This is a genomic window from Paenibacillus borealis (assembly GCF_000758665.1).
Classification (GTDB): Bacteria; Bacillota; Bacilli; order Paenibacillales; family Paenibacillaceae; genus Paenibacillus_AQ; species Paenibacillus_AQ borealis.
Map to the genome: position 1 here is coordinate 3,888,113 of NZ_CP009285.1, position 24,185 is coordinate 3,912,297.

The window sequence follows — 24,185 nt, forward strand, 5'->3', positions numbered from 1 at the left end:
CAAAGTTTCCTGGTTAAGGAACTTCAGGGGCGCTATTTGGCATGCAAGCCGGCAATCATTTGGTCACGCCAATCTCGATCCAATCCGTGGACCAGGTGCCGATTTCACCAAGAATGGGAGCCAGTGCCGTGCCTTTGTCGGTTAACGAATACTCAATACGCACAGGCATTTCAGGATATACCGTGCGCTGAATAATGCCTTCGTTCTCCATTTCCTTCAGCCGGTCAGACAGTACTTTGCCGCTTAGATTGGATAAGCAATGCTCGATTTCCCCGAATCGCCGCGGACCATCCATCAGTACGAACACGATAAGAGCAACCCAACGTTTACTAAGCACATCGACCGCTTTCTCGAAGCGTGGACACATTTCGAAGTTGTTCATTAGCATCACCTCAACATTCATTATATCATAAACTTACAATAAGTAATCATAAATATTTATATATATATTATAACTTGACGAACTTATATTACAATGATAAACTAACTTACAAATAGTTACTAGTGCAAAACGTGAATATTTAAATTTAATGAACCAGGCATAGGCTATTACGCATTATTTAGGGAAAAGTTGCATGGCCTGCGCATACCAACTAAGCCTATGCTTCCGAAGCGAGCTTTGCGACAGCAGTTCGGAGAAGCTTATGCTATCAAAACTTTTAGGACGGTGCACTCATGATCAAACCCGATATTCTTTCCATACTACAGAACAAAATCAAACGGATCTCAATGGATGATTCCACGAATATACTGGTTGGTCCCATTACCTTACCTGTGAACCTCGACGGGGAGACCGTTACCTTCAAATGGTACAGCTGGCTGAAAGTGACGGATGAAGAGCTTCAGCAAGCGGAGGGTAAAGAAGCAACAGAACTGCTCATCAGCCGCCTGTCTTCAATGAACCTTGCGGATGGGCAACAGTCAAGCGTTCTTGTCTATGGGGATTTCGAGAACTCCGACGAAGCGCTGATCCGGATGCACAGCATTTGCCATACCGGCGATATTTTTGGCAGCAAACGCTGTGATTGCGGCTTCCAGCTGCACACATCGATGAAGATGATTGCCCAGCATGGTTCCGGAGCACTCTTTTACCTGGCTAATCATGAGGGACGAGGCATCGGCTTGTTCAGCAAAGCGATGGCTTATATTTTGCAGGAAGAAGGATATGATACTGTTGAAGCTAATCTGGAGCTGGGCTTTGCCGACGATTCCAGAGATTACACAGACGCGATCAGCGTGCTTCAGCACCTGCGCAGCAAACCGGTAACCTTGATCACCAACAATCCGAAGAAGATGGAAGCTTTGAGAGCTGCCGGAATGAACACGGTCAAAAGAGTGCCGCTGTGGGGCGACGTTTCGGTCTTCAACGAAAAGTATCTGCGGACCAAAGTGACCCGCTCCGGCCATTTAGAGGCAGTGCAGAGCGCGGATTTTTTTGAAGGCAGAGTAGCCAAATAAATCAGCCGGAACACGGCGAAGTGAAATGGCAAGGGAAATAGGTAGTACTTTTGCATTCATTACATTATAATGGGGTACTGAACCCAATACTTAGCTTAGTGAGGTAACCTATGAATGCTATTCAAGTGCAGGACTTGCGCAAGACATTTAAAGTCCAAAAAAACCGCGAGGGCCTCAAAGGGGCCTTCGCTGATTTGTTTAAACGGCAATATTCCGAAGTGACCGCAGTGAAGGACATTTCGTTCAGTATTCCCGAAGGCGAAATATGCGGATACATCGGGGAGAACGGGGCCGGCAAATCGACCACGATCAAAATGCTCACCGGGATACTCGTACCCACCGCCGGCAGTCTTTCTGTAGGCGGCTTCGTGCCGTATGCGGAACGGGAGAAGTTCGTGCAGAACATCGGAGTCGTATTCGGCCAGCGCAGCCAGCTCTGGTGGGATATCGGTGTCATCGAATCCTTCCAGCTGCTGCGCAAGGTGTACCGGGTCTCCGAGCAGGATTTCAAAAAACGGCTGGATGAGCTAGTCGAGCGGCTGGAGCTGCAGGATCTGCTGAACCGTCCGGTACGCAAGCTCAGTCTCGGTCAGCGGATGCGCTGCGAGCTTGTGGCTGCGCTGCTGCACAATCCGTCCATTCTGTTTCTGGATGAGCCGACGATCGGCCTTGATATTGTAGTGAAGTCAGAGATTCGTGAATTCCTCAAGGATATGAACCGTGAGCATGGCACAACCATTCTGCTGACTACACATGACCTCCAGGATATCGAAGCGCTGTGTTCGCGGGTTATCATGCTTGATGACGGGCGGATTATCTATGACGGGGGTCTGGAGGATCTCAAGCAGCGGTGGGGAACAGGACGTGAAGTGCAGTTCCAGTTCGGTACTGCTACGAAGCTGCAGCAGCTGGTGCAGTGGACACAGGGGATGCCGGTTACCTGGACAGCTGAGAATGAGCTTGGTGCCAAGGTATGGATTCCGCTGGAGCTGAATGTATCGGATGTACTGGGCCGGGTGGTTGGACAGGCAGATATTACCGATATCAAAATCATTGAAACAAATACGGACGATATTGTCCGCAGTATTTATCAGTCAGGTTCCGCAGACAAGCCGGAAGAGAAGATCGCAGCACTCAGTGATGAGAAAGAGGTTGTCCATGTCTGAGCAGCTTAATGGTGCAGTTGCCTCCTCCGGAGGCTCTTCAGGCGGTTCTGGAGAGAACGGCCGCAGGCTGCTGCTCGGCGCTTATTTCGATTTCATCCGCATCCGCTTCCTGACCATGCTGGCATACCGCATTAATTACTACTCAGGAATCCTGATCTACACGCTGAATATCGGGGTTAACTATTTCACCTGGAAAGCTATTTATGGCAACGGGGAGTCCCTCGGCGGCTTTACCGGAGCACAGATGACTACCTATGTGGCCGTCTCGTGGATGGCACGGGCCTTCTATTTCAATAACCTGGACAGGGAGATTTCTACCGATATCCGCGACGGGAGCATAGCGATTCAGTTCATCCGCCCTTATAACTATGTACTGGTCAAAATGATGCAGGGGCTTGGGGAAGGACTGTTCCGCTTCATGATGCTGATGATCCCGGGTATGGTGATTGCCATTCTGCTGTTTCCGGTGCAGCTGCCGACAGAACCTTCGGCCTGGATCGGCTTCCTGGTGATGCTCTTCTTCAGCTTCCTGATCAGTTCGCAGATCAATATCATAACAGGGCTGTCTGCATTCTTCGTCGAGAATAATGAGGGGATGATGCGCATGAAGCGTGTTATCGTCGACCTGTTCTCCGGCCTCATCGTACCGATTACGCTGTTCCCGGGCTGGTTATCGTCCATTCTTAAGGTTCTGCCCTTTCAAGCCATCACATATCTGCCGGGGTCTGTATTCACAGGCCGTGTGCAGGGAGTGGGCATTTGGAATGTGCTGGGCATCCAGGTGATCTGGTTCCTGGTCCTGCTGGTTCCGATTGTCTGGCTATATCACGCAGCGCGCCAGCGGCTGTTCGTGCAGGGAGGTTGAGCCGGAATGTACTATTTGGGCTTGTTAATTGAATATCTGAAAAATTATATGAAGACACGGTTAACCTACCGCGCTGATTTCTGGGTGGAGGTGGTTTCCGATCTGCTCTTCCAGGCAACGAACTTTATCTTCATTCTTGTCATTTTCATGCATACTGACAGCCTGGGCGGCTGGAATCAGAACGAAGTGGTATTCGTCTACGGCTTCTTCATGGTGCCGTTCGGCGTGTTCAGCTGCTTCGTGAATATGTGGGGCTTCAGTGAGCGTTATATCGTCAAAGGCGAGATGGACCGCATTCTGACCCGTCCGGCGCATAACCTGTTCCAGATCTTCCTGGAGAATGTAGATCCGCCGTCCCTTGTGGGTTCCTTCATCGGACTGATTGTTATGGCCATCAGCGGCAGCAATCTGGGTCTGCCGTTCGAATGGTGGACCATTCCGATGCTGATTATCCTGACACTCAGTGCGGTAGCGATCTATACCGGCATCTATACGACACTGACTTCGTTGTCGTTCTACTCCGATGCGCCGACCGGTATTCTGCCGCTGATGTATAACATCCAGACCTACGGCCGTTATCCGGTTACGATCTACAACCGGGCGATTCAGGTGCTGCTCACCTGGATCATCCCGTTTGCTTTTGTCGGGATCTATCCGGCAGCCCTGTTCCTTCACCGTGATGAGATGAAGGGGATGGCGCTGCTGACCCCGGTGGTGGGTGCGGTGTTCCTCGGCATCGGCCTGATGGCCTGGAGCTATGGGGTTAAGCGGTATAAAGGTGCGGGATCCTAAGGGAATCCGCAAAGAAAATCATACTGGGTCGTCCAAGCAGCTATCTATAGGCTGGCAAGGACGGCCTTTTTTGTATAGAAAATACTATAATGATGCTCAAAAAATCCTACCTGCCCCATGAATGAAAGCGCATAATAAGGCTTGAGAGTGAAGCCAGGACAATTACTGTAAAGGGGCAGAAGTGATGAACAATTATACGATAGGCATCGATCTGGGCGGAACCAATATTAAAGCGGGACTGTTCAATGAGAATTTCATGGCGGTAGATGAACTGTCCATGCCAACAGAAGCGGCTGCAGGACCGGCTCATGTGCTGGGGCGGATCAGGTTGGCAGTTACACAGCTTACAGAAGGAAGTGGGATTGATCAGCAGCAGATTGCATGTATGGGCATGGGAATTCCCGGTCTGCTGGACCCGGAGGAAGGCCTGTCCATTTTTTCGCCTAACTTTCCCGGATGGGAACAAATACATATAGTAAACGAAATGAAACCCTTTTACGATTACCCGGTCTTCATAGATAATGATGTGCGGGTTAATTTATACGGGGAATGGCAGCAGGGTGCCGGAAAAGGGTGCCGGAATCTCGTGCTGCTCACACTCGGCACCGGATTAGGCTCGGGCATCGTCCATGACGGCAAGGTGTTGTATGGAACAACCTTCAGCGCTGGTGAAATCGGACATATGAATATGTACCGGCATGGCCGGCCATGCCGGTGCGGGAGCTCCGGATGCCTTGGAAGGTATGTATCTGCTGTGGGCATGGTCAACACGTTCAAAGAGAAGCTGCTGGAAGGGAAGAGCAGTCTGATTCAGACTTGGACCAATCAGGATGACGGGCAAATTACCGCAAAGATGATTTCAGAAGCTTATGATCTCGGGGACCGGCTGGCGATCGAAGTCATGCATGAAACCGGAGAACTGCTGGGATTCGGCCTGGCTAATGTGATTAATCTGCTAAACCCTGAGCTGATCATTATCGGGGGCGGCATGGCTGCGGCAGGAGACCGGCTGCTGGGCAGCGTCCGCGACACAGTAAAGGCTCATGCGCTGAAGCTCTCAGGAGGCAAATGCAGGATCGTTCAGGCCGAACTGGGCAGCAGTGCGGGCACACTTGGAGCAGCGGTATATGCGAATCAGAGACTGAATCCTGAAGTTGTTCAGCGATCATAAAGTTAGAGTGCTGCAAAACTATTGAATCGCAATAATTCACCATATATACATATTAAAGACCGTAAACGACAATAATCGTCAAATTATCCCAATGAAGACAGTATATTCATCAATGTATACTAATAGTATCTTAAGAATATTGCAGCAGTTCGATATCATGCAGTTGTTGAGGAAGCGCCCTGCATCCGGTTCTTCAACACTGCCAATCATAATCGCGAGCAGATTGAATGGACCGTTAAGCTGGTGGCCGAAGGTATTCATACGCTCGATAAGGAGCCGGTAATGTTATGAATCTCGTAATCGGGGGCAATGGCGGTTTGGGCTATTCCATCACCCAAGAATTACTGTCACGGGGCAAGCTGGTAACTGCTACCTATCATCGTTCTAATGAGGCACTTAGCAGACTGCGGGGACCGCTGCTGACTATTGCTTCACTGGATATACAGGATGACAAGGGTCTTGCCTCTCTGCTGACAGGAGTAACAACAGTCTACTTCTGTCTTAATGTTCCTTACCAGGAGTGGTACACTATCATGCCTAAAGCATTGGAACGGTTAACCGGAAGGCTCCATTCCGGGCAGACACTGGTCTTTCCGGGCAATGTCTATGGATACGGCAGATTTCAGTACCTTCCCGCTGATGAAAATCATCCTAAAGCGGCACTTACCCGCAAGGGCAAGCTTCGCAACCAGCTGGAGGAGCTGCTGATGAAGCAGGCAGCAGAGCACGGCTTCCGCTATGTCATCCCGCGTTATCCTGACTACTATGGACCCAACGTTACGAACAGGGTATTCGGTCCGATATTCAGCGGAGCGCTGCGGGCCAGAACTATTGCCTGGCCGGTTAAGCTGGATGTTCCCCATGACCTGGTCTATATCCGCGATGCGGCCAAAGCGGCCGTGCTGCTTGCGGACAGCGGTGAAGAAGGGGAATGGCATGTATCCGGCTCCGGGGCGATTGAAGGCCGGCAATTCCTGAATATGATCCAGGATGAAGCAGACAGTCCAAGGAAATGCCGGACACTGCCGGGCTGGGCAGTCGGTTTGGCCGGTATATTCGACAAAGAAGCTAAGGAATTCCATGAGTTGCTCTATGAATTCGAGTATCCACTGCTGCTGAATGAGAACAAGTTCATGAAGCGGTTCCCGGAATATTCTCCTACCGCGTATAAGGTAGCGGTGAAAGAAACGTTAGGCTGGTTCCGGGAGCAACAGGAATAGGAGAAACGATAGGAGGCGCTGCCGTTCATGCATATTATTGCCGTATCACTGGGAACCGCTTTTTCAGTTCACGAGCTGCTGGCCCATGTGTCACCGGAGCGCCGGATGAGCAGCAGCCGGCTGAAGCGTGAGGATGATGTCCGCAGAGCTCTTATCGGAGACATCCTCGCCCGGATGTTCGCGATGGATATTGAGGGAATGCGGAATGATGAGATCCGCTTTGACAAAGGAGTGTTTGGCAAACCCCGGCTGTCAACTATGCGCGAACCCTGGGATTATAACATCTCACATTCGGGAAAGTGGGTGGCAGGTATCGTCAGCCGCAAGGGCCAGCGGGTTGGAATCGATATCCAGAAGATGGCCGCCGTAAATCCGGCGTTCGCCCGGTATAGCCTGTCCGCTGAAGAAATGGAGCAATACCAGAACTTGAAACCCGAAGCTCAAACACGCTATTACTATGACCTATGGACACGAAAAGAGAGTTATCTGAAGATGGAGGGAATCGGGCTGACGAATCCGATCCGTTCGGTATTCTCCAAGCAGTACGTATTGAAATATGAGCAGTCTATGCTCAGTGACCGGCTGCCCGATCATGCATTCAGGCAATATCCGGTAGATCCCGGTTATGTGTTGACAGCTTGTTCAACTGACTTTCGTTTTCCTGATCAATATTTAGTTGTCCGGGCTAAGGATCTCGCCGAAGTGTTTCTTCGCCGCTGCCGGGCGCAGGCAGAGCAATCTGCTCCAGAGCTTAACGGGCTCCCCGTCTTGTAGGGCAAGAGAGGCTCCCGCCAGCCGCATTAGACCCGCCAGATACATATGATCCTTGCACAGCCCGACAATTACAGGTATTGTAGCAGCGATTGCCTATCATGGCAGCGCTGCTTTTTTGCGGTTATCCTCACTCCAGAGTTATCTTGGCATGCTTCAGGTGAGCTGTCATTGCAGAAATATGGGGTCCGCAGAATTGTACGTCATCCAGAGTAGCATGATATGCTGTAGGGAATGAAGCACACAGGAGGGTTATGATGAAACGAGACATTCAGCATGTGCCTTATGGTTATGAACCGCCAGCCGCTGAACGCAAAGGGACCCTGATCTTCTACGATTCATTCGAGCGTATCTCGGATATGGATCTGCTGAAGGCCGCTGAGACCGCAATAGAGCGCAAATTCACCAAGCTGGTGCTGTATCCGCTGCACGAAGAAACCGTGAGACGGATGACGAAGGAGCCGGTGCAGGCCTATTATAAGCGGGAGGACCGGCTGCATGAGTGGAAAAGAGATCAGGGACGGTCGTTCATTACAGTGGAAAGTCTTGAAGGAAAACGCAAGAAATACACACCGCTGGATTCAGCGCTGCGCCATATCAGCGATGTCTATCCCGCACCTTATTTTCTCTATCTGACCCCGGAGATGGCAAATCAGTTCGCCTCTTATTCTTCATTCGAAGAATGGATCGTCAAGCTGCGCCTGCTGTTGTCCGAAGCGCCGGCTCATGTACATCCGCGGCTGGAGAAATTCCGTCATCGCTGGGATGTGGCGGGCGAGGTTCAATAAGCAGCCAAATTATGCTACAAACCTGTGGGAGGGTGAGGAGAATGAGTGAGGCTTATCATTTCGATGTCAGATTGCAGCCAAATGAAACGCTTGCGCTGATCAAAGAGGGGATGCCGCAGGAGTCGGAGCTGTTATATGAGGAACTGAATGATCTCGGAGGAGGAATGATGATCGGGACGCTGGTGTATGAACGTTACTACTTCCGTTCCGGTAATCAGGCTGCACTGGTGATCATTGTGGATAATCTGAAGGGACGGAGTAATGTCCGGATCATTCCGGCAGGAGGCTCAAGGGGAATGATCATTAAGATTGATTGGGGAGCCGGCAAAAGCTTTGCTTCTGCTGTGGAGCAGATTCTCTCGGACTTCATTGTGGATTAAGCAGAGAAATGACGGATGAGGGAGCCTGGAGGCCAGCATATGTCTTGGCAGCATGCAGCTGCTGTGTCTTACTGGCCCTGTAATATTCATCGCCCGGGCAGCACAGACTCCGGCTTATTTGTGGAGAGCTGCCTGTTTGCGTCTATAGGTATACATTCTCCACTGATAATGGATGAAGCAGCCAATGCAGAAGCCGAGGATTGCTACTGTGGCTGCTAGTGCAACCATGATAGTGAAGATATAAGCCGCTACTGTCCAGCCGACAAGAAAGCTGACCAGTCCTCCAGTCAGGCAGAAGACAGCAATGCTCTGATTGAACTGCTGCTGTTCCCAATCTTCCAGTACATAGGCGGAACGTTCCTTAGTAAGGAATTTCGCTGCCAGCTTGATCACGGGGTTGTAACCGAACAGCAGACCCGACAGTCCTGCGGCAAGCGGCAAGGCAAGAATCCAGTAGGCTTCCGTAAATAGTGCCGTTAATACCGAAATTACGATAAAAGCCTGATTGGTCTTGACTAACGGCCGGGGAATTCCCTTTATAACAGATGGCTCACTCATCGAAATCACACCTTTCGCATTGGATTAATTAAATTATACTCAATGATCGGGAATGTGGCAATCAGTAAGCGGAAACATTAAAATTTGAAATTATTATCCATTGACAGCCGGAGTTCATTCATGGTTTTATTATGTAGACCAATTGTTATAAAAGTGTAGAAACACCTATAAAGGAAGTGTCCAGCTTGTCAAACAAGCATAATGCACGCGAAGCTATTCTGGATACGGCTTCGAGATTGTTTTTCACACAGGGCTATCATGCAACCGGACTAAATCAGATCATCAAGGACAGTGATTCGCCCAAAGGATCTTTGTATTATTATTTTCCCCACGGCAAAGAAGAGCTGGTGTTGACCTGTATTAACCGGACGAGTGAAATGGTCTCCCAAAACCTGCGGCTTCATGTAGAGAGTGAAGACTCGCCTGCCCGGGCGGTGCAGAATTTCATACTGTCCATGGCCAAGGAGGCGGAGGAATCCTCATTCGAGGGATTAGTACCGTTCAGCTTCTGGGTAGCTGTGGAGACTTCGTGTGTCAGCAATGAGCTGCGGAGCGCTTGTCAATGTGTGTTCAAGGATTGGCAGGATGTGATTGCACAGCGTCTAATTAAGGAAGGAATGCAGGAAGAATGCGCTGACAGCAAGGCATCTGTTGTTGTATCTCTGTTTGAAGGTGCGCTGCTTCTGGCGTTGACCTGCAGAAATGTCCAGCCGCTGGTTGCGGCAGCAGAGAGCATTCCGGCAATACTGGCTTAAGGTTTCACAGCACCATCTGCAACAATGTAACACATAGAGAGAGAACAAACAGAAATCAGGAGGATATGAGAGTGAACGCAACTATGACTGGTAAGGGGCAGACAGAGCCCCGCAAATTTAAGACACTTCCCATTCTCGTCTCCTTGTTGCTTGCCGGATTTATCGGCATGTTCAGTGAGACCGCACTAAACGTAGCTCTAAGTGATCTTATGAATGTATTGCAAATTACACCGACTACAGCACAATGGCTGACTACAGCCTACCTGCTCACATTAGGTATTCTGGTTCCGATCTCCGGGCTGCTCCTGCAGTGGTTCTCGACAAGACAGCTGTTCATTGCAGCATTGTGCTTCTCGATTGCGGGAACATTCCTGGCTGCAATGGCGCCGAATTTCGAATTCCTGCTTACAGCGCGGGTCGTTCAGGCGATGGGGACTGCACTTCTTCTGCCGCTGATGTTCAACACGATCCTGGTTATTATTCCTCCTGAGAAAAGAGGCGCGGCGATGGGTCTCATCGGACTCGTCATCATGGTAGCTCCGGCGATCGGCCCTACTATTGCCGGCCTGCTTATCGAGAGCCTCAGCTGGCACTGGATCTTCTGGCTGTCCTTGCCGTTCCTCGTGATCGCGCTGTTCAGCGGAATCTTCTTCATGCAGAACGTCACAGAAGTGACCAAGCCGAAGATTGATATCCTGTCGATTATATTATCCTCACTCGGTTTCGGCGGTATTGTATATGGATTCAGCAGCGCCGGTGAAGCGGAAGGCTGGGGAAGCCCGAAGGTGATCATCGCCATTGCCATCGGTGTGATTGCGCTCGTTCTGTTCTGCATCCGCCAGATGACGATGAAGCAGCCGATGATTAATCTGCGTGCTTTCAAGTTCCCGATGTTCGTGGTCGGTGTACTGATGGTCTTCATCTGTATGATGGTGATTCTGTCCTCGATGCTGATTCTTCCGATGTATCTGCAGCAGGGACAAGGCTATACTGCCTTCAAAGCAGGGCTGCTGCTCCTGCCGGGCGGAATTATTAACGGACTAATGTCACCGCTAATGGGGCGTCTGTTCGATAAATACGGCCCGAAATGGCTTGTTATTCCGGGGCTCGTACTCGTAGCTGTCTCGCTGTGGTTCTTCTCCAGTATTACAGCAACTTCTACCGTTATCTTCGTAATAGTTCTTCACAGCGTGCTCATGATCGGAATCTCGATGATTATGATGCCTGCCCAGACGAACGGGATTAACCAGCTTCCGCTGGAATATTATCCTGACGGTACAGCAATCATGAATACTCTGCAGCAGGTTGCAGGGGCGATTGGTACGGCTCTGGCGGTAAGCATTATGACTTCCGGTACCAAGAGCTATATGAAGACTGTAACGGATCCTGCCGATCCGCTGAATGTTGGTGCCGCATTTACCCACGGGGTACAGAACGCATTCATCTTCGGCATGGTGATGGCCATTATCGGTCTGGTGGTTGCTTTCTTCCTGAAACGTGTTATTGTCTCGCACAAGACACAGGCTTCCATGCACTAATCTCATTAATTGACTGCAAGCACATCCGTAATTCGGGTGTGCTTTTTTGCTATGTGCAATATGGAGCTCACAGAGCATTCATTGTATAAAATCCTGCCCAAAATACAACATTTCCCTCATGATATCGCTCCTAATTCATAATTGTTGTAAAAAAGGCAACATTTCTCCTCTTCCAGGCGGCTTAGCGGAGAAAATCTTGTATTTCGTACAACAATCCTCTATAGCGCCCATGTATCCGGGGATCAAAGTTGTAGAACGTACAACATTAATGCCCCTAGAGGCTGCTTATCCGCAAGTTTTAACGGGTTACTTGTATGGCTGAGGTAGAGACAATGTCTGGACTTCAACTGGGAATTAAAGTATATTAAGCATAGATTAACGATGTATTAGCGGATAACCATTTGAACGGGAGGGAATGCCGATGAAAGTCAGTAAGGAAATGCTGAAGGGCAGCACGGGAACCCTGATACTCACGCTGCTGCTCGACAAGCCGTTATACGGCTACGAACTGATCAAAGAGCTGGAGCAGCGCTCACAAGGGGTATTTTCCCTGAAGGAAGGCACGCTTTACCCGATTCTCCATGCGATGGAGAGCGAACGCTGGGTGGAGGCGTATTGGCTTGAGGTTGAAGGACGCAAACGCAAATATTACCGGCTGCTGGATGAAGGCAAGGAGAAGCTGCAGGAGAAGAGAGCGGAATGGAAGCTGTTCAAAGGCGCGGTGGATTCGGTACTGGGGGAGAGCGGTGCATGATGGAGCAGAGCAAGATGAATCTGGACAAATATTTGGACAAGGTGTGTGCCGAGGTCAGAGCCAAAGGAATGCATAGCGAAATCCGGGAGGAGCTTAGCGGGCATTTCCAGGACTTGATGCTGGAGCGGCAGCAGCTTGGTGCAACAGAAGACGAAGCGCAGCAATATGCTGTCGCACAAATGGGAGACCCGCAGGTGATCGGCAGAGATCTGCATAAAATCCATAAACCGCGGATTCCCTGGGGGTTGCTTACAGGTGTAATGTTGTTGTCAGGCGTCAGTCTGCTGGGGATGGGGTCTATAGAAGCCGGAACCTCCTTCAACCCGGCCCTATCTGATCTGATGATGCGCCAGACGGTGTATATCATCCTTGGGATCGCAGTTATGACAGGAATGTACTTCGTCAATTTTAAGCTGCTGCAGAGAGCATCAGGATTCATCTATGCTGCAGCATTGATGGCGATCGTTGCCAGCCTATTGCTGGGTCCTGAATTAATTAATGGGAATAGACGCTATGTAGGTTTTATGGGCTTTTATATTGATCTGGTTGGATACAGTCCTTATATATTTGTTGTCGCTCTGGCAGGAATATGGACCAGCCGCAGCTTTGTGCTGAAATGGAGCGGACGGACCAGAGAATTAGCGGAGTTAGCATTACTGCTGCTGCCTGCGGTGATCTATGCGGCGATCCGGTCTTTACCGGAGCTGGTGGTTTATTTGGCAGTATCACTGACACTATATGTATGGATAACACGCCGCTGGGTCACAGCCGGATTAATGGTGATAACCTCCTTATCGGGCGGAGCCATCTATGTTTGGAATAATATGAACTTGCGTGACAGGATCATTGGAGCGCTGGATCATAATTATATGGCTAATGGCCCGGGTTACCTCAATGGTGTCATTTACGAGGCCATTACATCCGCAGGCTGGAGAGGATTTGGGTTCGGTGGAGCGGGGGATGGAATGCCGTATGCGTATTCAGATCTTTTCCCTGTATTTCTGGTTCAATGCTTCGGCTGGGCCGGGGGCTTGCTGTTCATCGCGGCAGTGGGCTGGTTCGTTCTCAAAATGATTTCTTATACCCGCGCTGTACGCGATACCTACGGGCGGATGCTTATCCTTGCTCTGGCCCTTATGCTAGCCATCCGCTTGGCTTATGGTCTATCGATCCTCAGCGGAAGAATGCTAATCACTGCTATCCCGTTCCCTTTCCTCAGCTACGGACAGCATGTCTTCATTGAATTCGCCGCTGTCGGGCTGCTGATGGGGGTCTACCGGCGGAAGGATATGCTCCCTGCGGCACAAGTCTCTTCTTAACTATGGACGCCCTCTGCTGCTGCACGTATACTGGTAGGGTGAAAATACGGGATGAGCAGGAGAGGGGTTAGCTTTGATGAAGCTGCGAATTACAGGCAGAAGGTTGGGATTGGTCTTATGTGCGCTTATTGTAGGCGGTGCTGCGCTTCTAACGGCAACGGCAACAACAGCCATAGCGGCGGCTCCTAAGATACAGAATACAGCCGCAGCCCCGGCGCAGAGCAAGGTGGAGAAGAAAAACAACCTCCCCGGCGGGTTTGTGTATCTGGATGAAGTGATTCCAACGGCGCAATTTGAGATACGCTACTACAGCGAGAATAATTTTACCGGAACACGAGTTGACGGGTACAAAGCGCCGCTGGCGATTTTCTCGCGGACAGCAGCGAGTGCGCTGAAGAAAGTCAGTGACGATCTAAACAGCAAAGGGTATATCCTGAGAATCTATGATGCCTACCGCCCGCAAAAAGCGGTGAATCACTTCGTACGCTGGTCGTTGGACGCCGCGGATATTAAGATGAAGCAGCAGTATTATCCCAAGCTGGACAAGCGCAATCTGTTCAAGCTGGGCTTCATCTCCAAGAAATCGGGGCATTCACGGGGCAGCACCATCGATCTGACACTGGCTGATAAAAAAACAGGGGCGCTGGTTGATATGGGCAGCCCGTATGATTTCTTCGGCGAGATTTCTTACTATAATACTACTCTGGTCAACAGTACCCAGCATGCCAACCGTAAGATTCTTAAGGATGCCATGTCGAAGCAGGGCTTCAAGCCCTACACCAAGGAATGGTGGCACTTCACACTGATCAAGGAGCCTTATCCGCAGCAGTATTTTAACTTTAATGTGGAGTAAGACTGTTCCAAAGCTGCGCAGAACGGTTAATGATTCATGTAAGTTTATTGCCTGAAGCTTGCGTGCATAATAATTATATTACAGGAGAGGTGGGATCGATTTGAAGAACAGAATCGTAGCCGTATTCCTAAGTGTACTGTTATTGGCAGCAGGATCGGGGGGATTAACCGGAAATAGCGTCCACGCAGCCCCAGGCGTAAATATTATAGTGAACGGACAAGCATTGCAGCCGGATGGGCCGCAAGCCTATACCAGCGGATCAACCCTCATGCTCCCGCTCCGGGAGACTACGGAAGTCCTCAAGTATAAGACAACCTTTATAGGTGCCACAGGACAGTTCAAGCTGAACCGCTTCCAGGAAACCATTGAGTTCAGACTGAGCGGGAGAGAGATCATTTTAAACGGCAAGGATCGGGTGCCTTTTACAGATAGCATTGAACTGAAGCAGCAGCGCGCGTATGCACCATTGTCGTTTTTTGCAGCTATCGGACTGGTTACCTCCTATACTCCGGCAAAAGGGCAGGTTGAGATCTACTCACCAGAGGTAACTGCAGGAGCTGTAGCCGGATTGCTTGCCGCAGGCAACTACACGGCCCTGCGTGAGCGGTACTTCAGTACAGAAGCTGAGCAGCCCTCGCTGCCCGTCATACAGCAAACTTGGGAAGGTGTAACCGTTCCGGCAGGCCAGTACTTCGGAGTGAAGTCCACAGAAAGCCGTCAGCATGACGGGAATATGACGATCACAAGCGTGTTGTCGTTCTCTAAATCGGAAGCTTTGCTGACGCTGGAGCTGAATACCTTGGGCAAGCTTGTCGAGCTGAAGCTAAGCCCGCTTCAGGCGGTGGAAGTGTTGGCCAGCCCGCTGAAATAACGGATAACTGATCCATAATAGCGGGAGCATCTTACAGCTGTAACAGCAGCAGTATAGATGCTTCTTTTTTTGTCCAACGGCCGGGCAATTAGTTCATTGCTGCGGCATCGGATGCCCAGCTCAAGGCAATGAATGAAGTCAGCCGGTCGGCGGCAGAGATGAAAGACATGTCTTGCGAGCTGCAGAGTCTGATTGGCTGAAACTTCTATTGACAGATCACTCTAAAGAGAGTAATTTTAAATTCTGATTAAACGCTGTTTAAATCATTGATTAGATCACTGATTAGATTATTGCGGCAAAGGAGGGCGACAAGCTGCATTATGGTTAAACCTGACAACAAAGCTGATTCTTCAGATAAGGATACGAAGCAGATTATACTCGATGCAACCGTGGATTTAATCCGCGAAGAGGGATTCAGCTGTATTACCCTTCGGAGTATTGCTGCAAGGGCAGAGACGAATCTCGCACTGGTGAATTATTATTACGGCTCCAAGGAAAAGCTGTTTGGCGACGCTGTGAAGAAACTGGTGGCTACCTTTGATGATGCCTTCAAAGCACTGGAAGATAACACCTTGCCGCCGAAGGAGCGGATGAAGCTATTTTTCATGCGGTATATTATGAATCTCAGCCGTTACCCGGGAATGGCCCGGCAGATGCTTGATCAAAGACATCATATTATGGGTTCACAGGATGAGTATGCGAAGTACTCCAAGCTGATGAGGCTGGAGCGTATTAAGGAAGCGCTAAGCGAGATTACCGGAGAGCAGGACCGTGATAAGCTCATGATGATGATGATGCAGGTCTACGGGGCAATTGTTTTCCCGGTGATTATGATCTCCAGCCTGCCGAAGGAACGGGAGGATTTGAAGGAGATCTTTAAGCTTTCGCCGCTGGAGGAGCAGATCGACGGGTTGTTTGAGCTTTATTTTCATAAGTATAACTAATTATAAACAGAGAAAAGAGTGGAGAAGAGAATGACAAACACTACAAATCAAGGAAACAGTGCCGCAATAGAAGCACCGTTCTCGCTGAAAGCCATTATTCCGCCATTGTTGGCCATTATCGTCGGTATGATTATGGTAATTCTGGACAGTACAGCCGTTAACGTTGCGGTTCCGAATCTTGTGCAATATTTCGCAACAGACCTTAAGACCGTCCAATGGGCTATTACCGGCTATACGCTGGCGCTGGCTGCCGTTATTCCGCTGGCCGGCTACATGACTGACCGTTTCGGTTCCAAGCAAGTCTTTTTAACAACGATTGTCATGTTTGTACTGGGGTCCGTTCTTTGTTCGGTGGCCCAGACCTCGACACAACTGGTCATCTTCCGGGTCATTCAAGGTCTTGGCGGCGGGATGGTAGCTCCAATCGGTATGGCTATGGTCTTCAGACTGGCTCCTGCAGAACGCAGAGGCTCAATTATGGGGATGCTTGGAATTCCCATGCTGCTGGCTCCGGCACTTGGACCCATTCTCTCCGGCTGGCTGGTAGAGTACGTAAGCTGGCACTGGATCTTCCTGATCAACCTGCCTATCGGCATCGTGGGTATCATTCTTGGAGTTAAATATCTGCCGGTTACCGAAAAGAAGGGTAAAGCGCATCTGGATATCTTCGGTATCATTCTGGCTCCGCTTGCGTTCTCCATGCTTGCTTACGGCGTCAATCAAGGCGGAGGTGAAAGCTGGACTTCGACGGGGGCTCTTGTGGGTTTATCTGTCGGTGGTGTAGCACTGGTGCTGTTCGTTATCGCCGAGCTGATGCAGAAGCATCCTCTGCTGGAGCTGCGCGTCTTCCGTTCATCGGACTTCACGCGGGGGATTATCCTGTCTTGGGTAACTCAGGCAGCCTTGTTCGGTTCCATGCTGTTCGTTCCGCTGTATCTTCAGCAGATCCGGAATTACACGCCGCTTGAGACAGGGCTGATCCTGCTTCCGCAGGCGCTGGCCTCCGGCCTTGGTATGCCGGTGGGCGGCCGCTTATTTGATAAGATTGGTGCACGACCGCTGCTGTTTGTCGGACTCAGTGTCATTTCCACTGCGCTGTTCCTGTTGTCCGGTGTAACGGTTGACACAAGTCTTCCGGTTATCATGGCCTGTCTGGCTATGATGGGTCTGGGAATGGGCTTGTCGATGATGCCGGTCAACACGCATGTTCTGAACTCTGCACCGCGTGAATGGGTTGGCCGGGTGACTCCGCTTACCGCCGCAGCGCAGCAGGTCGTAGTATCGTTTGCTGTTGCCGGAATGACCGGGTATTTGACCAGCCAGATTACTGTTCATATGGGTGAGATGGCTGCCGGAAGCAATCCGCTTGTCGCCGCTGTACAGGGCTTCAATGATGTATTCTTCCTCTCCGCCTGCATCGCGCTGGCCGGAGTTGTACTCAGTCTGATTCTGCGCAAACCGAAAACAGCCGGTTCCGCCGGAGCCCCGGAAGGGCAGAAAGCCGACGCTGCTGTTATGATGGGACATTAATTCATATCTTGGGTTTACGGCCGCCACAGCTTAACGCTGTGGCGTTTTTTCTCGTTTTATAACACCGCTGTTTCGATTACGTTGCGAAATCCTGCACGAAATACAACATTTGCCTCTTCCACACGGGTATCTCTGTATCAGAGTTGTACTACGTGCAACATTTATGTCTTTACAGCAGCTGGCTAGGAGCAGATCAGAGCCATTATAGAATCTTTATAGGTTGGCCCGCCGTTTCTTGAGCATTCTTGCCGGAAGCGGAGCGAAATGCATTCTGCCCAGCAGCTCGGAAGCTATAATGCCCAGCAGGACAAGGGCAGCACCGGTGTAGCCTTGCAGCGAAAGCTGCTCATGTGCGAACCAGTAGCCGAAGAAGGCGGCAAAGACCGGTTCCAGGGCGAAAATTAATCCGGTGCGGGTCGGCGTTGTGTATTTCTGGGCAACGGGCTGCAGGATGAAGCCGCAGGCGCTGCAGAAAATTCCGAGCGCGAGGATGGCGATCCAGCCGGGAAGAGTCGAAGGCAGTGCAGGAGTCTCAAAGACTGCTGACAGAATCAGGGCATATCCCCCGGCGAAGCCCAGCTGCAGAATGCCGATATTCAGCGAATCGCTGCTCTTGACAGCGCGGCTGGTAACCAGAATCTGTACGGCGTAGAATACGGCGGCCAGAATGCAGAGCAGATCACCGGTCTGGACATGCAGCGACCCGTTCAGAGTGAGCAGACCGATGCCGGCAATCGCCAGAATTGCACCGAAGATTTGCGGAGGGGCGACTCTTTTTTTGAAGATCAGAACATCCAGCAGCGGTACAAAAACAACGGTCAGAGCGACCAGAAATCCGGCATTGGAGGTCGTGGTGGTCTTCAATCCGAAGGTAATGCAGGTGAACACACCGAGCAGAAGAAAGCCGAGCAGGGCTCCATATTTCAATGTTCTGGCATCCACACTGCGCAGCCGTTTGCGGAACAGCAGAGCGGCCAGAATGAAGGCCAGCCCGAAACGCAATGCAATCAGATTGAACTCTCCGAGTGTGCCCAGCCCCATCTTCATGAAGAGGTAGGAGGACCCCCAGAACATTGTAACTACCATGAGCATCAGCTCGGCCTTTAGCGGCTTCATTCCATCATCATCCTTCTTTATTTCAAGTGAATATAGTATAATACGCTCGAATACATAAGGTAACTGAATGTTTATCATGTGAAACATGAGTAATTCTCATGTAATGCAAAGGGGTTAGCGATGAGTATTATCAAATACGAGGTGTTCCTCAAAGTGGTTGAACTCGGCAGTCTGACCAAAGCAGCTGATGTCCTGGGCTTCACCCAATCCGGCATCAGCCATACGATAAGCAGCCTGGAGAGTGAATTCGGGTTCCCGCTGCTTGTGAGGAGCCGTTCCGGTGTCAAGCTGACGGTTAACGGAGAGCAGGTCATTCAACCGATCCGTGAAATCCTCAAATGGAATGAACAGCTGAAGCAGCAGGTGGCGGATATCCATGGGCTGGAGACAGGAACGATTACGATAGGCACATTTACGAGTGTCTCCGTGCACTGGCTGCCGGGGATGATCAAACAGTTCCGCGAAGAATATCCGTATATTGAATTCAAGCTGATGGAGGGCGGATATCTGGAGATTGAGCAGTGGATTGAGGCTGGCGTGGTCGACTGCGGCTTCCTGTCGCTGCCTACCCGGGAGAAGTTCGAGGTCTTTCCGCTGAAGCAGGACCGGATGCTGGCCGTTCTTTCTAAGGACCATCCCTTGAGTCGGGCGCCTTATATGCCTCTGGCACAAATTGCCTATGAGGATTTCATTATCCCCAAAGCCGGTTCGGACTACGATGTGCGTCGGGTGCTGGAGAAGGCGGGGATTAAGCCGAACATCAAATTCTCGGCAGGTGATGATTATGCGATTATTGCCATGGTGGAAAAAGGTCTGGGCATCAGCATTCTTCCGGAGCTCGTTACCCGGCGCCAGAATCATAACGTCGCCATGCTTGAGCTGGAGGAACGGAGTTTCCGCTCATTGGGAATTGCCGTCAGCTCGATGAAATATGCATCACCGGCAACAAAACGGTTCTTAAAGTATGTGGAGACCTGGATGGACAATAACCAATAATTACGGGCAGAATGAAAGCCGGCTGCGGCTGCTTATTTTGCTGCGTGGAGGCTGACGCTGGACATGTTCCTGTTTACAACGATATTACTGAACAACGTGATTCCGCTGTTCAAATAGTGCGAACTACGGGCTTCCAATCAACCAGCTGGCCTTCTCCGGAAATCCGCTGACTCTTGCCGTTCAGGTTGTCATTCTAACGCTGCAATCCTTCCTGCCCAATACCTATGGCATCTATAGTGTTAACGCTCACCGCAGCAGTCTGCGCATGGTACTCCATACGATAGCCGGACAACCTGTTATTTATGCCATTCCGCTGGCACTGGTGATGCGGGGACTGGAGATTCCGCTTCCGGGCTTCCTTGCAGCTCCGATTGGCTATGTGGCGAATACTTTTATCGGACTGGCACTGGTAACGCTTGGTGTTCAGCTTGGTTCGATGAAATGGTCATTACCCACCGGGAAAATGCTTGATCTAACCTTATCGGTTACCCTTAGGCTGCTTGCCGGACCGGCTATTGCTGCACTGACACTCTGGCAGCTGGGGATGGAGGGGCTGGTAGCCAAAGCACTCATTGTCTCCTCTGCCGTGCCAACCTCGCTCAGTTCAGTGCTGCTTGCTGTAGAATTCGATAATGAACCGGAGTTCTCTTCGCAGGCTGTGTTCTTCTCCACATTGCTCAGTACAGTTACGGTAACTGGTGTGATCATGCTGGTGAATATTTGAGGATCCGCACGGTCCCGGGGAGAAGCAGATTGACTGAGAACGTTCCCAATGAGAAAATGTATGCGTGTACAATGATTGCTGTCGTATGGAAGCATTGCAGTTTTTATAGCGGATTGAAATCAGGAAGTATTCTTTGAGGAGGATTCATATTGAAACAGCTACGGATCGGAATGATAGGTTATAAGTTCATGGGCAAAGCCCACAGTAATGCCTACCGCAGTCTGCCGATGTTCTTCCCCCGGGCACTCAAACCGCAAATGTCCGTCATTTGCGGACGGAATGCGGAAGCGCTGCAGGAGGCCGTCAGCCAGCTGGGCTGGTCGGAAGGTGTAACGGACTGGAAGGAGCTGGTCTCCCGCAGCGATATTGACCTAATCGACATCAATGCGCCGAGCAATGCTCATAAGGAGATTGCGCTGGCCGCGGCAGCTGCGGGCAAGCATATTTTCTGCGAGAAGCCGCTGGCGCTGAATCTGGCGGATTCGCGTGAAATGCTGGAGGCAGCGGAAAAAGCCGGTATTGTTCATATGGTTGGCTTCAACTACCGGTTCTCTCCGGCGGTCAGACTGGCGAAACGGCTGATTGAGAGCGGGCGGCTGGGAACGGTCTATCATTTCCGTGCCTGGTTCCTGCAGGATTGGATTCTCGACCCTGAATTCCCGCTGGTATGGCGGCTGCAGAAGGAGATTGCCGGTTCAGGATCGCATGGTGATCTGGGGGCACATCTGATTGATCTGGCCCATTTCCTGGTAGGGGATGTGCAGGAGGTCATCGGCATGAGCGAGACATTCGTCAAGGAACGGCCGCTGGCAACGGAAATGACGGGTCTAAGTGCCAAGGCCGGCAAGGATGCACCGCGCGGCCCGGTAACGGTGGATGATGCTACTTTGTTTCTGGCCCGTTTTGCAAATGGTGCCCTGGGCAGCTTTGAGGCGACACGGTTCGCGGCCGGGCATCGTTCAACCAATTCCTTTGAGATCAATGGCAGCCTGGGCAGTGTGAAATTCGACTTCGAGCGGATGAATGAACTGGAGGTCTACCTGACCTCGGATGACGAGGATGTGCAGGGCTTCCGGAGAGTGCTCGCCACCGATCCCGCCCATGATTATGCCGAAGCCTGGTGGCCGCCGGGCCATACCATTGGCTTTGAACACACATTCATTCACGAGATGCTGGAGCTGTCGGATGCGATTGCCGAAGGCCGCCAGCCAGAGCCGAATTTCCGGGACGGTGTGAAATGCCAGGCTGTGCTGGAAGCGGTGGAACGCTCGATTGAAGAGCGGCGCTGGGTTCCGATAGCGGAGATGTAGACTCTAAATGAACAAAAAAACACCGCACACTGGTATTATCCCCTTCAAGTAGACACTCGTAAAAAACCTAATGTTATGATTAGGAACGAGTAAACTTGGAGGGGATATTTTTATGGCCAGAAAAGGTCAAGTATTTCAACAGTATACGGAGGATTTCAAGATGGCGGCGGTCAGGGAGTATCTGGAGGGATCCGCCAGTTATAATGTAGTGGCAGAAATGTTGGGGATTCGGAACAGGACCCAACTGAAAGTGTGGGTGAGGAAGTACCAAAATGGGGAAGCGTTCGATACCCGTAAGGGCATATCCAGTCCTATAAAAGGACGCTCCCGTACGACGTTTGCCAGCATTGAAGAAGAGCGGGATTACTTGAAAGCGCAGGTCGACTACTTAAAAAAGCGGTATCCAAATCTAGTAAAGGAGAGAAATTGAAATCACAGGACAATTACCAAATTATCGAGGAGCTGCGTGACCTACACGGCGTTACACGCCTATTGGCCATTGCAGGACTCCCTAGGGCCAGTTATTACAAGTGGCGCGCCACACGATCACGACAGGTCGAAGTACGCGCGCGGGATCATGAAATTAAAGAGCACATGGTAGCCATTCACCTGGCACATCCCTTTTTCGGATACCCTCGAATGCGGACAGCTCTGTGGGAAGCAGGTTACCTCGTCAATCATAAAAAGGTAGGACGAATGATGAAAGAATTGTCAATCCAATCGGTGATCCGAAAGAAACGAAATCGTTCCAGCTATACTCCATCCGTGGTGTATCCGAACCGATTGAAGCGTAAGTTTCATGCCATTGGCCCTCAACAGAAGCTCGTCACCGATATTACGTATATCTCAGATGGCACCCAATTTTATTATCTGTCCGCCATTCAGGATCTCTTTAACAATGAGATTGTCGCTTGGCAAATTTCCGACCGTAACGATGTGAAATTGGTCCTAGATACGGTGGAGCAGTGGACACGAAAAAGAGACGTCTCGGAAGCCGTACTCCATTCGGACCAAGGCTTCCAATATACGTCTCAGGCGTACAACACACGATTAGAGGCATTCGGCGTCAAAGGCAGCCACTCTCGCAAAGCAACCTGCCTAGATAACGCATGCATCGAATCCTTCTTTTCGCATCTCAAAACAGAGAAGTTGTATCTTCACCAGTGTAAATCAGAAGCGGAGATCCATCAAGCCGTCGAGGAATATATCTACTTTTATAACTACCAGCGATTTCAGGCCAAACTCAAACAGCGCGCACCGATTGAGTATCGGCACGCGCTGGCTGCATAGCTTTTTTCATCTGTCTACTTGACAGGGGTATGACCACACTTCATTGGTGCGCGGTGTTTTTTTGTGTCTATTTTCGCACCTTGGATGGGGTCTGCCCCTTGTACTGTTTATAGAGCTTGGTGAAATAATTGGGATTGTCACAGCCGACTCTGCCGGAAATCTCGGTAATGCTGAAGCCGGTCTCCCGCAGCAGCCGCTCGGCTTCATCCATCCGGCACAGGTTCACATAATCGATGAAGGTTCGTCCGGTCAGCTTCTTGAAGGTTTTGCAGAAATGGAACGCGTTCAGATTAACGAATCGGGCAGCGCTCTCGACCGACATTTTCTGATCAACATGGGTTTCCAGGTGTTCCAGCAAAGGCTTGAAGCGTTCACGGTTGATCGAATGACGTTCACTCTGCTGGGCCGGGAAGGTACGGGACAGGTGTGTAAAGAATAAGTGGAGCTGGTTCTTTACCACAAGCTGAAAAGCAGGTTGTTTCGCCTGCACTTCGTCAATAATCCGCTCTAGCAAGGGATAATAGGAGGCACATTCCGGGTTATGGACCACAGGCATGACCGGAAACTGATACTGGTTGCTGAGATAAGGAGCTACAAATTGCTCATGCTGGGAATCCTGATTCCGGTCCTTGAACAATGAGGCATGAAAAACAATCGAGACATAGGAAACATCTCCGCTATCCAGGCTATAGCCGACATGCAGCCCGCCGGATGGCACCATGATCACGTCTCCGGGCCCGGCTTCATAAGGTTTGCTGTCCACATGAAAGATCGCCCGGCCTTCGCGCATTACAATAATTTCGAAATGCTCATGCCAGTGCAGGAAGAGGATGTTCTGCTCCGGCTTGGCGCCCCGGCAGTGATTGAAGAATAAACGGAAAGGATAGATCTTCTCTTCGAGCGCGGGATATTCCTTCAGTTCTTTCGGATAAGTCATGAATGCTTCAACTCCCACAAGATTCAGCTAGTTTAGCACAAGATAAGAAGAGATTTTGCCCGAAATGAGGGATATACTT

Annotated in this window: 25 protein-coding genes; 21 read left to right on the forward strand and 4 right to left on the reverse strand. The window is 50.6% G+C overall.

Annotated elements, in window-relative coordinates; genetic code table 11:
- Positions 1-55: 55 nt before the first annotated feature.
- Positions 56-382 (reverse strand): catDE operon transcriptional regulator CatR, encoded by a 327-nt coding sequence (gene catR / locus PBOR_RS16365; RefSeq protein ID WP_042213394.1) that lies wholly within the window; start codon positions 380-382, stop codon positions 56-58.
- Between the two features lie 293 nt (positions 383-675).
- Here catR and PBOR_RS16370 point away from each other — a divergent pair, with 293 nt between their 5' ends.
- The 9 genes from PBOR_RS16370 to PBOR_RS16415 all read left to right on the forward strand — a co-directional run bounded on the left by PBOR_RS16370 (position 676) and on the right by PBOR_RS16415 (position 8,611).
- The gene (locus tag PBOR_RS16370) at positions 676-1,458 is read left to right on the forward strand and encodes a GTP cyclohydrolase II (RefSeq protein WP_042213396.1); all 783 of its coding nucleotides are present in this window, start codon (positions 676-678) and stop codon (positions 1,456-1,458) included.
- 110 nt (positions 1,459-1,568) lie between these two features.
- A complete protein-coding gene (locus PBOR_RS16375) occupies positions 1,569-2,624 on the forward strand; it encodes an ABC transporter ATP-binding protein (protein WP_042213399.1) in 1,056 nt (351 codons plus the stop codon).
- Between the two features lie 70 nt (positions 2,625-2,694).
- Positions 2,695-3,489, forward strand: coding sequence for an ABC transporter permease (locus PBOR_RS16380; protein ID WP_039292934.1), 795 nt, complete (start codon positions 2,695-2,697; stop codon positions 3,487-3,489).
- 6 nt (positions 3,490-3,495) lie between these two features.
- Positions 3,496-4,281 carry an ABC transporter permease gene (locus PBOR_RS16385; RefSeq protein ID WP_039292825.1) on the forward strand — a complete coding sequence of 262 codons (786 nt, stop codon included), beginning with the start codon at positions 3,496-3,498 and terminating at the stop codon, positions 4,279-4,281.
- 184 nt (positions 4,282-4,465) lie between these two features.
- The gene (locus PBOR_RS16390) at positions 4,466-5,452 is read left to right on the forward strand and encodes an ROK family protein (protein ID WP_042213403.1); all 987 of its coding nucleotides are present in this window, start codon (positions 4,466-4,468) and stop codon (positions 5,450-5,452) included.
- Between the two features lie 287 nt (positions 5,453-5,739).
- Positions 5,740-6,672, forward strand: coding sequence for an NAD-dependent epimerase/dehydratase family protein (locus PBOR_RS16400; RefSeq protein ID WP_042213407.1), 933 nt, complete (start codon positions 5,740-5,742; stop codon positions 6,670-6,672).
- 27 nt (positions 6,673-6,699) lie between these two features.
- On the forward strand, positions 6,700-7,446 hold the full coding sequence (locus tag PBOR_RS16405) for a 4'-phosphopantetheinyl transferase family protein (RefSeq protein WP_042213410.1): 747 nt from the start codon (positions 6,700-6,702) through the stop codon (positions 7,444-7,446).
- A 254-nt stretch (positions 7,447-7,700) separates the two neighbouring features.
- A complete protein-coding gene (locus PBOR_RS16410; protein WP_042213412.1) occupies positions 7,701-8,231 on the forward strand; it encodes a hypothetical protein in 531 nt (176 codons plus the stop codon).
- Positions 8,232-8,272: 41 nt separating this feature from the next.
- A complete protein-coding gene (locus PBOR_RS16415; protein WP_042213414.1) occupies positions 8,273-8,611 on the forward strand; it encodes a DUF6054 family protein in 339 nt (112 codons plus the stop codon).
- A 114-nt stretch (positions 8,612-8,725) separates the two neighbouring features.
- Here PBOR_RS16415 and PBOR_RS16420 read toward each other — a convergent pair whose 3' ends face one another.
- Positions 8,726-9,169 carry a DUF4395 domain-containing protein gene (locus tag PBOR_RS16420; RefSeq protein ID WP_042213417.1) on the reverse strand — a complete coding sequence of 148 codons (444 nt, stop codon included), beginning with the start codon at positions 9,167-9,169 and terminating at the stop codon, positions 8,726-8,728.
- 185 nt (positions 9,170-9,354) lie between these two features.
- Between PBOR_RS16420 and PBOR_RS16425 the strand changes: the two genes are divergently transcribed.
- The 8 genes from PBOR_RS16425 (at position 9,355) to PBOR_RS16460 (ending at position 17,733) form a co-directional block, all read left to right on the forward strand.
- Positions 9,355-9,924 carry a TetR/AcrR family transcriptional regulator gene (locus tag PBOR_RS16425; protein ID WP_042213419.1) on the forward strand — a complete coding sequence of 190 codons (570 nt, stop codon included), beginning with the start codon at positions 9,355-9,357 and terminating at the stop codon, positions 9,922-9,924.
- 83 nt (positions 9,925-10,007) lie between these two features.
- Complete coding sequence (locus PBOR_RS16430) at positions 10,008-11,462, forward strand: DHA2 family efflux MFS transporter permease subunit (RefSeq protein WP_042219480.1); 1,455 nt, start codon at positions 10,008-10,010, stop codon at positions 11,460-11,462.
- Between the two features lie 421 nt (positions 11,463-11,883).
- Positions 11,884-12,216, forward strand: coding sequence for a PadR family transcriptional regulator (locus PBOR_RS16435; protein WP_042213421.1), 333 nt, complete (start codon positions 11,884-11,886; stop codon positions 12,214-12,216).
- Positions 12,213-13,535, forward strand: a complete 1,323-nt coding sequence (locus PBOR_RS16440) for an FtsW/RodA/SpoVE family cell cycle protein (protein WP_042213423.1) — start codon at positions 12,213-12,215, stop codon at positions 13,533-13,535. Before PBOR_RS16435 ends, PBOR_RS16440 begins: the two co-directional genes overlap by 4 nt.
- 76 nt (positions 13,536-13,611) lie before the next feature.
- Positions 13,612-14,388, forward strand: a complete 777-nt coding sequence (locus PBOR_RS16445; RefSeq protein ID WP_081972073.1) for a M15 family metallopeptidase — start codon at positions 13,612-13,614, stop codon at positions 14,386-14,388.
- A 100-nt stretch (positions 14,389-14,488) separates the two neighbouring features.
- The gene (locus PBOR_RS16450) at positions 14,489-15,259 is read left to right on the forward strand and encodes a stalk domain-containing protein (RefSeq protein WP_042213426.1); all 771 of its coding nucleotides are present in this window, start codon (positions 14,489-14,491) and stop codon (positions 15,257-15,259) included.
- 320 nt (positions 15,260-15,579) lie between these two features.
- Entirely contained in the window at positions 15,580-16,203 is a 624-nt protein-coding gene (locus tag PBOR_RS16455) for a TetR/AcrR family transcriptional regulator (protein ID WP_042213428.1), read from the forward strand.
- 30 nt (positions 16,204-16,233) lie between these two features.
- On the forward strand, positions 16,234-17,733 hold the full coding sequence (locus PBOR_RS16460; protein ID WP_042213430.1) for a DHA2 family efflux MFS transporter permease subunit: 1,500 nt from the start codon (positions 16,234-16,236) through the stop codon (positions 17,731-17,733).
- 213 nt (positions 17,734-17,946) lie between these two features.
- Here the strand turns inward: PBOR_RS16460 and PBOR_RS16465 are convergent, their stop codons facing one another.
- The gene (locus tag PBOR_RS16465) at positions 17,947-18,849 is read right to left on the reverse strand and encodes a DMT family transporter (RefSeq protein WP_042219484.1); all 903 of its coding nucleotides are present in this window, start codon (positions 18,847-18,849) and stop codon (positions 17,947-17,949) included.
- A gap of 120 nt (positions 18,850-18,969) precedes the next feature.
- Here PBOR_RS16465 and PBOR_RS16470 point away from each other — a divergent pair, with 120 nt between their 5' ends.
- The 4 genes from PBOR_RS16470 (at position 18,970) to PBOR_RS16490 (ending at position 23,169) form a co-directional block, all read left to right on the forward strand.
- Complete coding sequence (locus tag PBOR_RS16470; RefSeq protein ID WP_042213432.1) at positions 18,970-19,845, forward strand: LysR family transcriptional regulator; 876 nt, start codon at positions 18,970-18,972, stop codon at positions 19,843-19,845.
- Positions 19,846-20,104: 259 nt separating this feature from the next.
- Positions 20,105-20,569, forward strand: a complete 465-nt coding sequence (locus PBOR_RS16475) for an AEC family transporter (protein ID WP_342671126.1) — start codon at positions 20,105-20,107, stop codon at positions 20,567-20,569.
- A gap of 149 nt (positions 20,570-20,718) precedes the next feature.
- Entirely contained in the window at positions 20,719-21,879 is a 1,161-nt protein-coding gene (locus PBOR_RS16480) for a Gfo/Idh/MocA family protein (protein WP_042213435.1), read from the forward strand.
- Positions 21,880-21,991: 112 nt separating this feature from the next.
- A protein-coding gene (locus PBOR_RS16490) for an IS3 family transposase (protein WP_099052451.1) occupies positions 21,992-23,169 on the forward strand; the annotation gives its coding sequence in 2 pieces (ribosomal slippage) (positions 21,992-22,280 and positions 22,280-23,169; 1,179 coding nt in all).
- Positions 23,170-23,236: 67 nt separating this feature from the next.
- Here PBOR_RS16490 and PBOR_RS16495 read toward each other — a convergent pair.
- Positions 23,237-24,106 carry a helix-turn-helix domain-containing protein gene (locus tag PBOR_RS16495; protein WP_042213437.1) on the reverse strand — a complete coding sequence of 290 codons (870 nt, stop codon included), beginning with the start codon at positions 24,104-24,106 and terminating at the stop codon, positions 23,237-23,239.
- Between the last annotated feature and the right edge of the window lie 79 nt (positions 24,107-24,185).

Excerpts from the sequence above, each read along its gene's own strand:
- catR (WP_042213394.1), bottom strand. The coding sequence starts at position 382 with ATGAACAACTTCGAAATGTGTCCACGCTTCGAGAAAGCGGTCGATGTG.
- PBOR_RS16370 (WP_042213396.1), top strand. The coding sequence starts at position 676 with ATGATCAAACCCGATATTCTTTCCATACTACAGAACAAAATCAAACGG.
- PBOR_RS16375 (WP_042213399.1), top strand. The coding sequence starts at position 1,569 with ATGAATGCTATTCAAGTGCAGGACTTGCGCAAGACATTTAAAGTCCAA.
- PBOR_RS16385 (WP_039292825.1), top strand. The coding sequence starts at position 3,496 with ATGTACTATTTGGGCTTGTTAATTGAATATCTGAAAAATTATATGAAG.
- PBOR_RS16390 (WP_042213403.1), top strand. The coding sequence starts at position 4,466 with ATGAACAATTATACGATAGGCATCGATCTGGGCGGAACCAATATTAAA.
- PBOR_RS16400 (WP_042213407.1), top strand. The coding sequence starts at position 5,740 with ATGAATCTCGTAATCGGGGGCAATGGCGGTTTGGGCTATTCCATCACC.
- PBOR_RS16405 (WP_042213410.1), top strand. The coding sequence starts at position 6,700 with ATGCATATTATTGCCGTATCACTGGGAACCGCTTTTTCAGTTCACGAG.
- PBOR_RS16410 (WP_042213412.1), top strand. The coding sequence starts at position 7,701 with ATGAAACGAGACATTCAGCATGTGCCTTATGGTTATGAACCGCCAGCC.
- PBOR_RS16415 (WP_042213414.1), top strand. The coding sequence starts at position 8,273 with ATGAGTGAGGCTTATCATTTCGATGTCAGATTGCAGCCAAATGAAACG.
- PBOR_RS16420 (WP_042213417.1), bottom strand. The coding sequence starts at position 9,169 with ATGAGTGAGCCATCTGTTATAAAGGGAATTCCCCGGCCGTTAGTCAAG.
- PBOR_RS16430 (WP_042219480.1), top strand. The coding sequence starts at position 10,008 with ATGACTGGTAAGGGGCAGACAGAGCCCCGCAAATTTAAGACACTTCCC.
- PBOR_RS16435 (WP_042213421.1), top strand. The coding sequence starts at position 11,884 with ATGAAAGTCAGTAAGGAAATGCTGAAGGGCAGCACGGGAACCCTGATA.
- PBOR_RS16440 (WP_042213423.1), top strand. The coding sequence starts at position 12,213 with ATGATGGAGCAGAGCAAGATGAATCTGGACAAATATTTGGACAAGGTG.
- PBOR_RS16445 (WP_081972073.1), top strand. The coding sequence starts at position 13,612 with ATGAAGCTGCGAATTACAGGCAGAAGGTTGGGATTGGTCTTATGTGCG.
- PBOR_RS16455 (WP_042213428.1), top strand. The coding sequence starts at position 15,580 with ATGGTTAAACCTGACAACAAAGCTGATTCTTCAGATAAGGATACGAAG.
- PBOR_RS16460 (WP_042213430.1), top strand. The coding sequence starts at position 16,234 with ATGACAAACACTACAAATCAAGGAAACAGTGCCGCAATAGAAGCACCG.
- PBOR_RS16465 (WP_042219484.1), bottom strand. The coding sequence starts at position 18,849 with ATGAAGCCGCTAAAGGCCGAGCTGATGCTCATGGTAGTTACAATGTTC.
- PBOR_RS16470 (WP_042213432.1), top strand. The coding sequence starts at position 18,970 with ATGAGTATTATCAAATACGAGGTGTTCCTCAAAGTGGTTGAACTCGGC.
- PBOR_RS16495 (WP_042213437.1), bottom strand. The coding sequence starts at position 24,106 with ATGACTTATCCGAAAGAACTGAAGGAATATCCCGCGCTCGAAGAGAAG.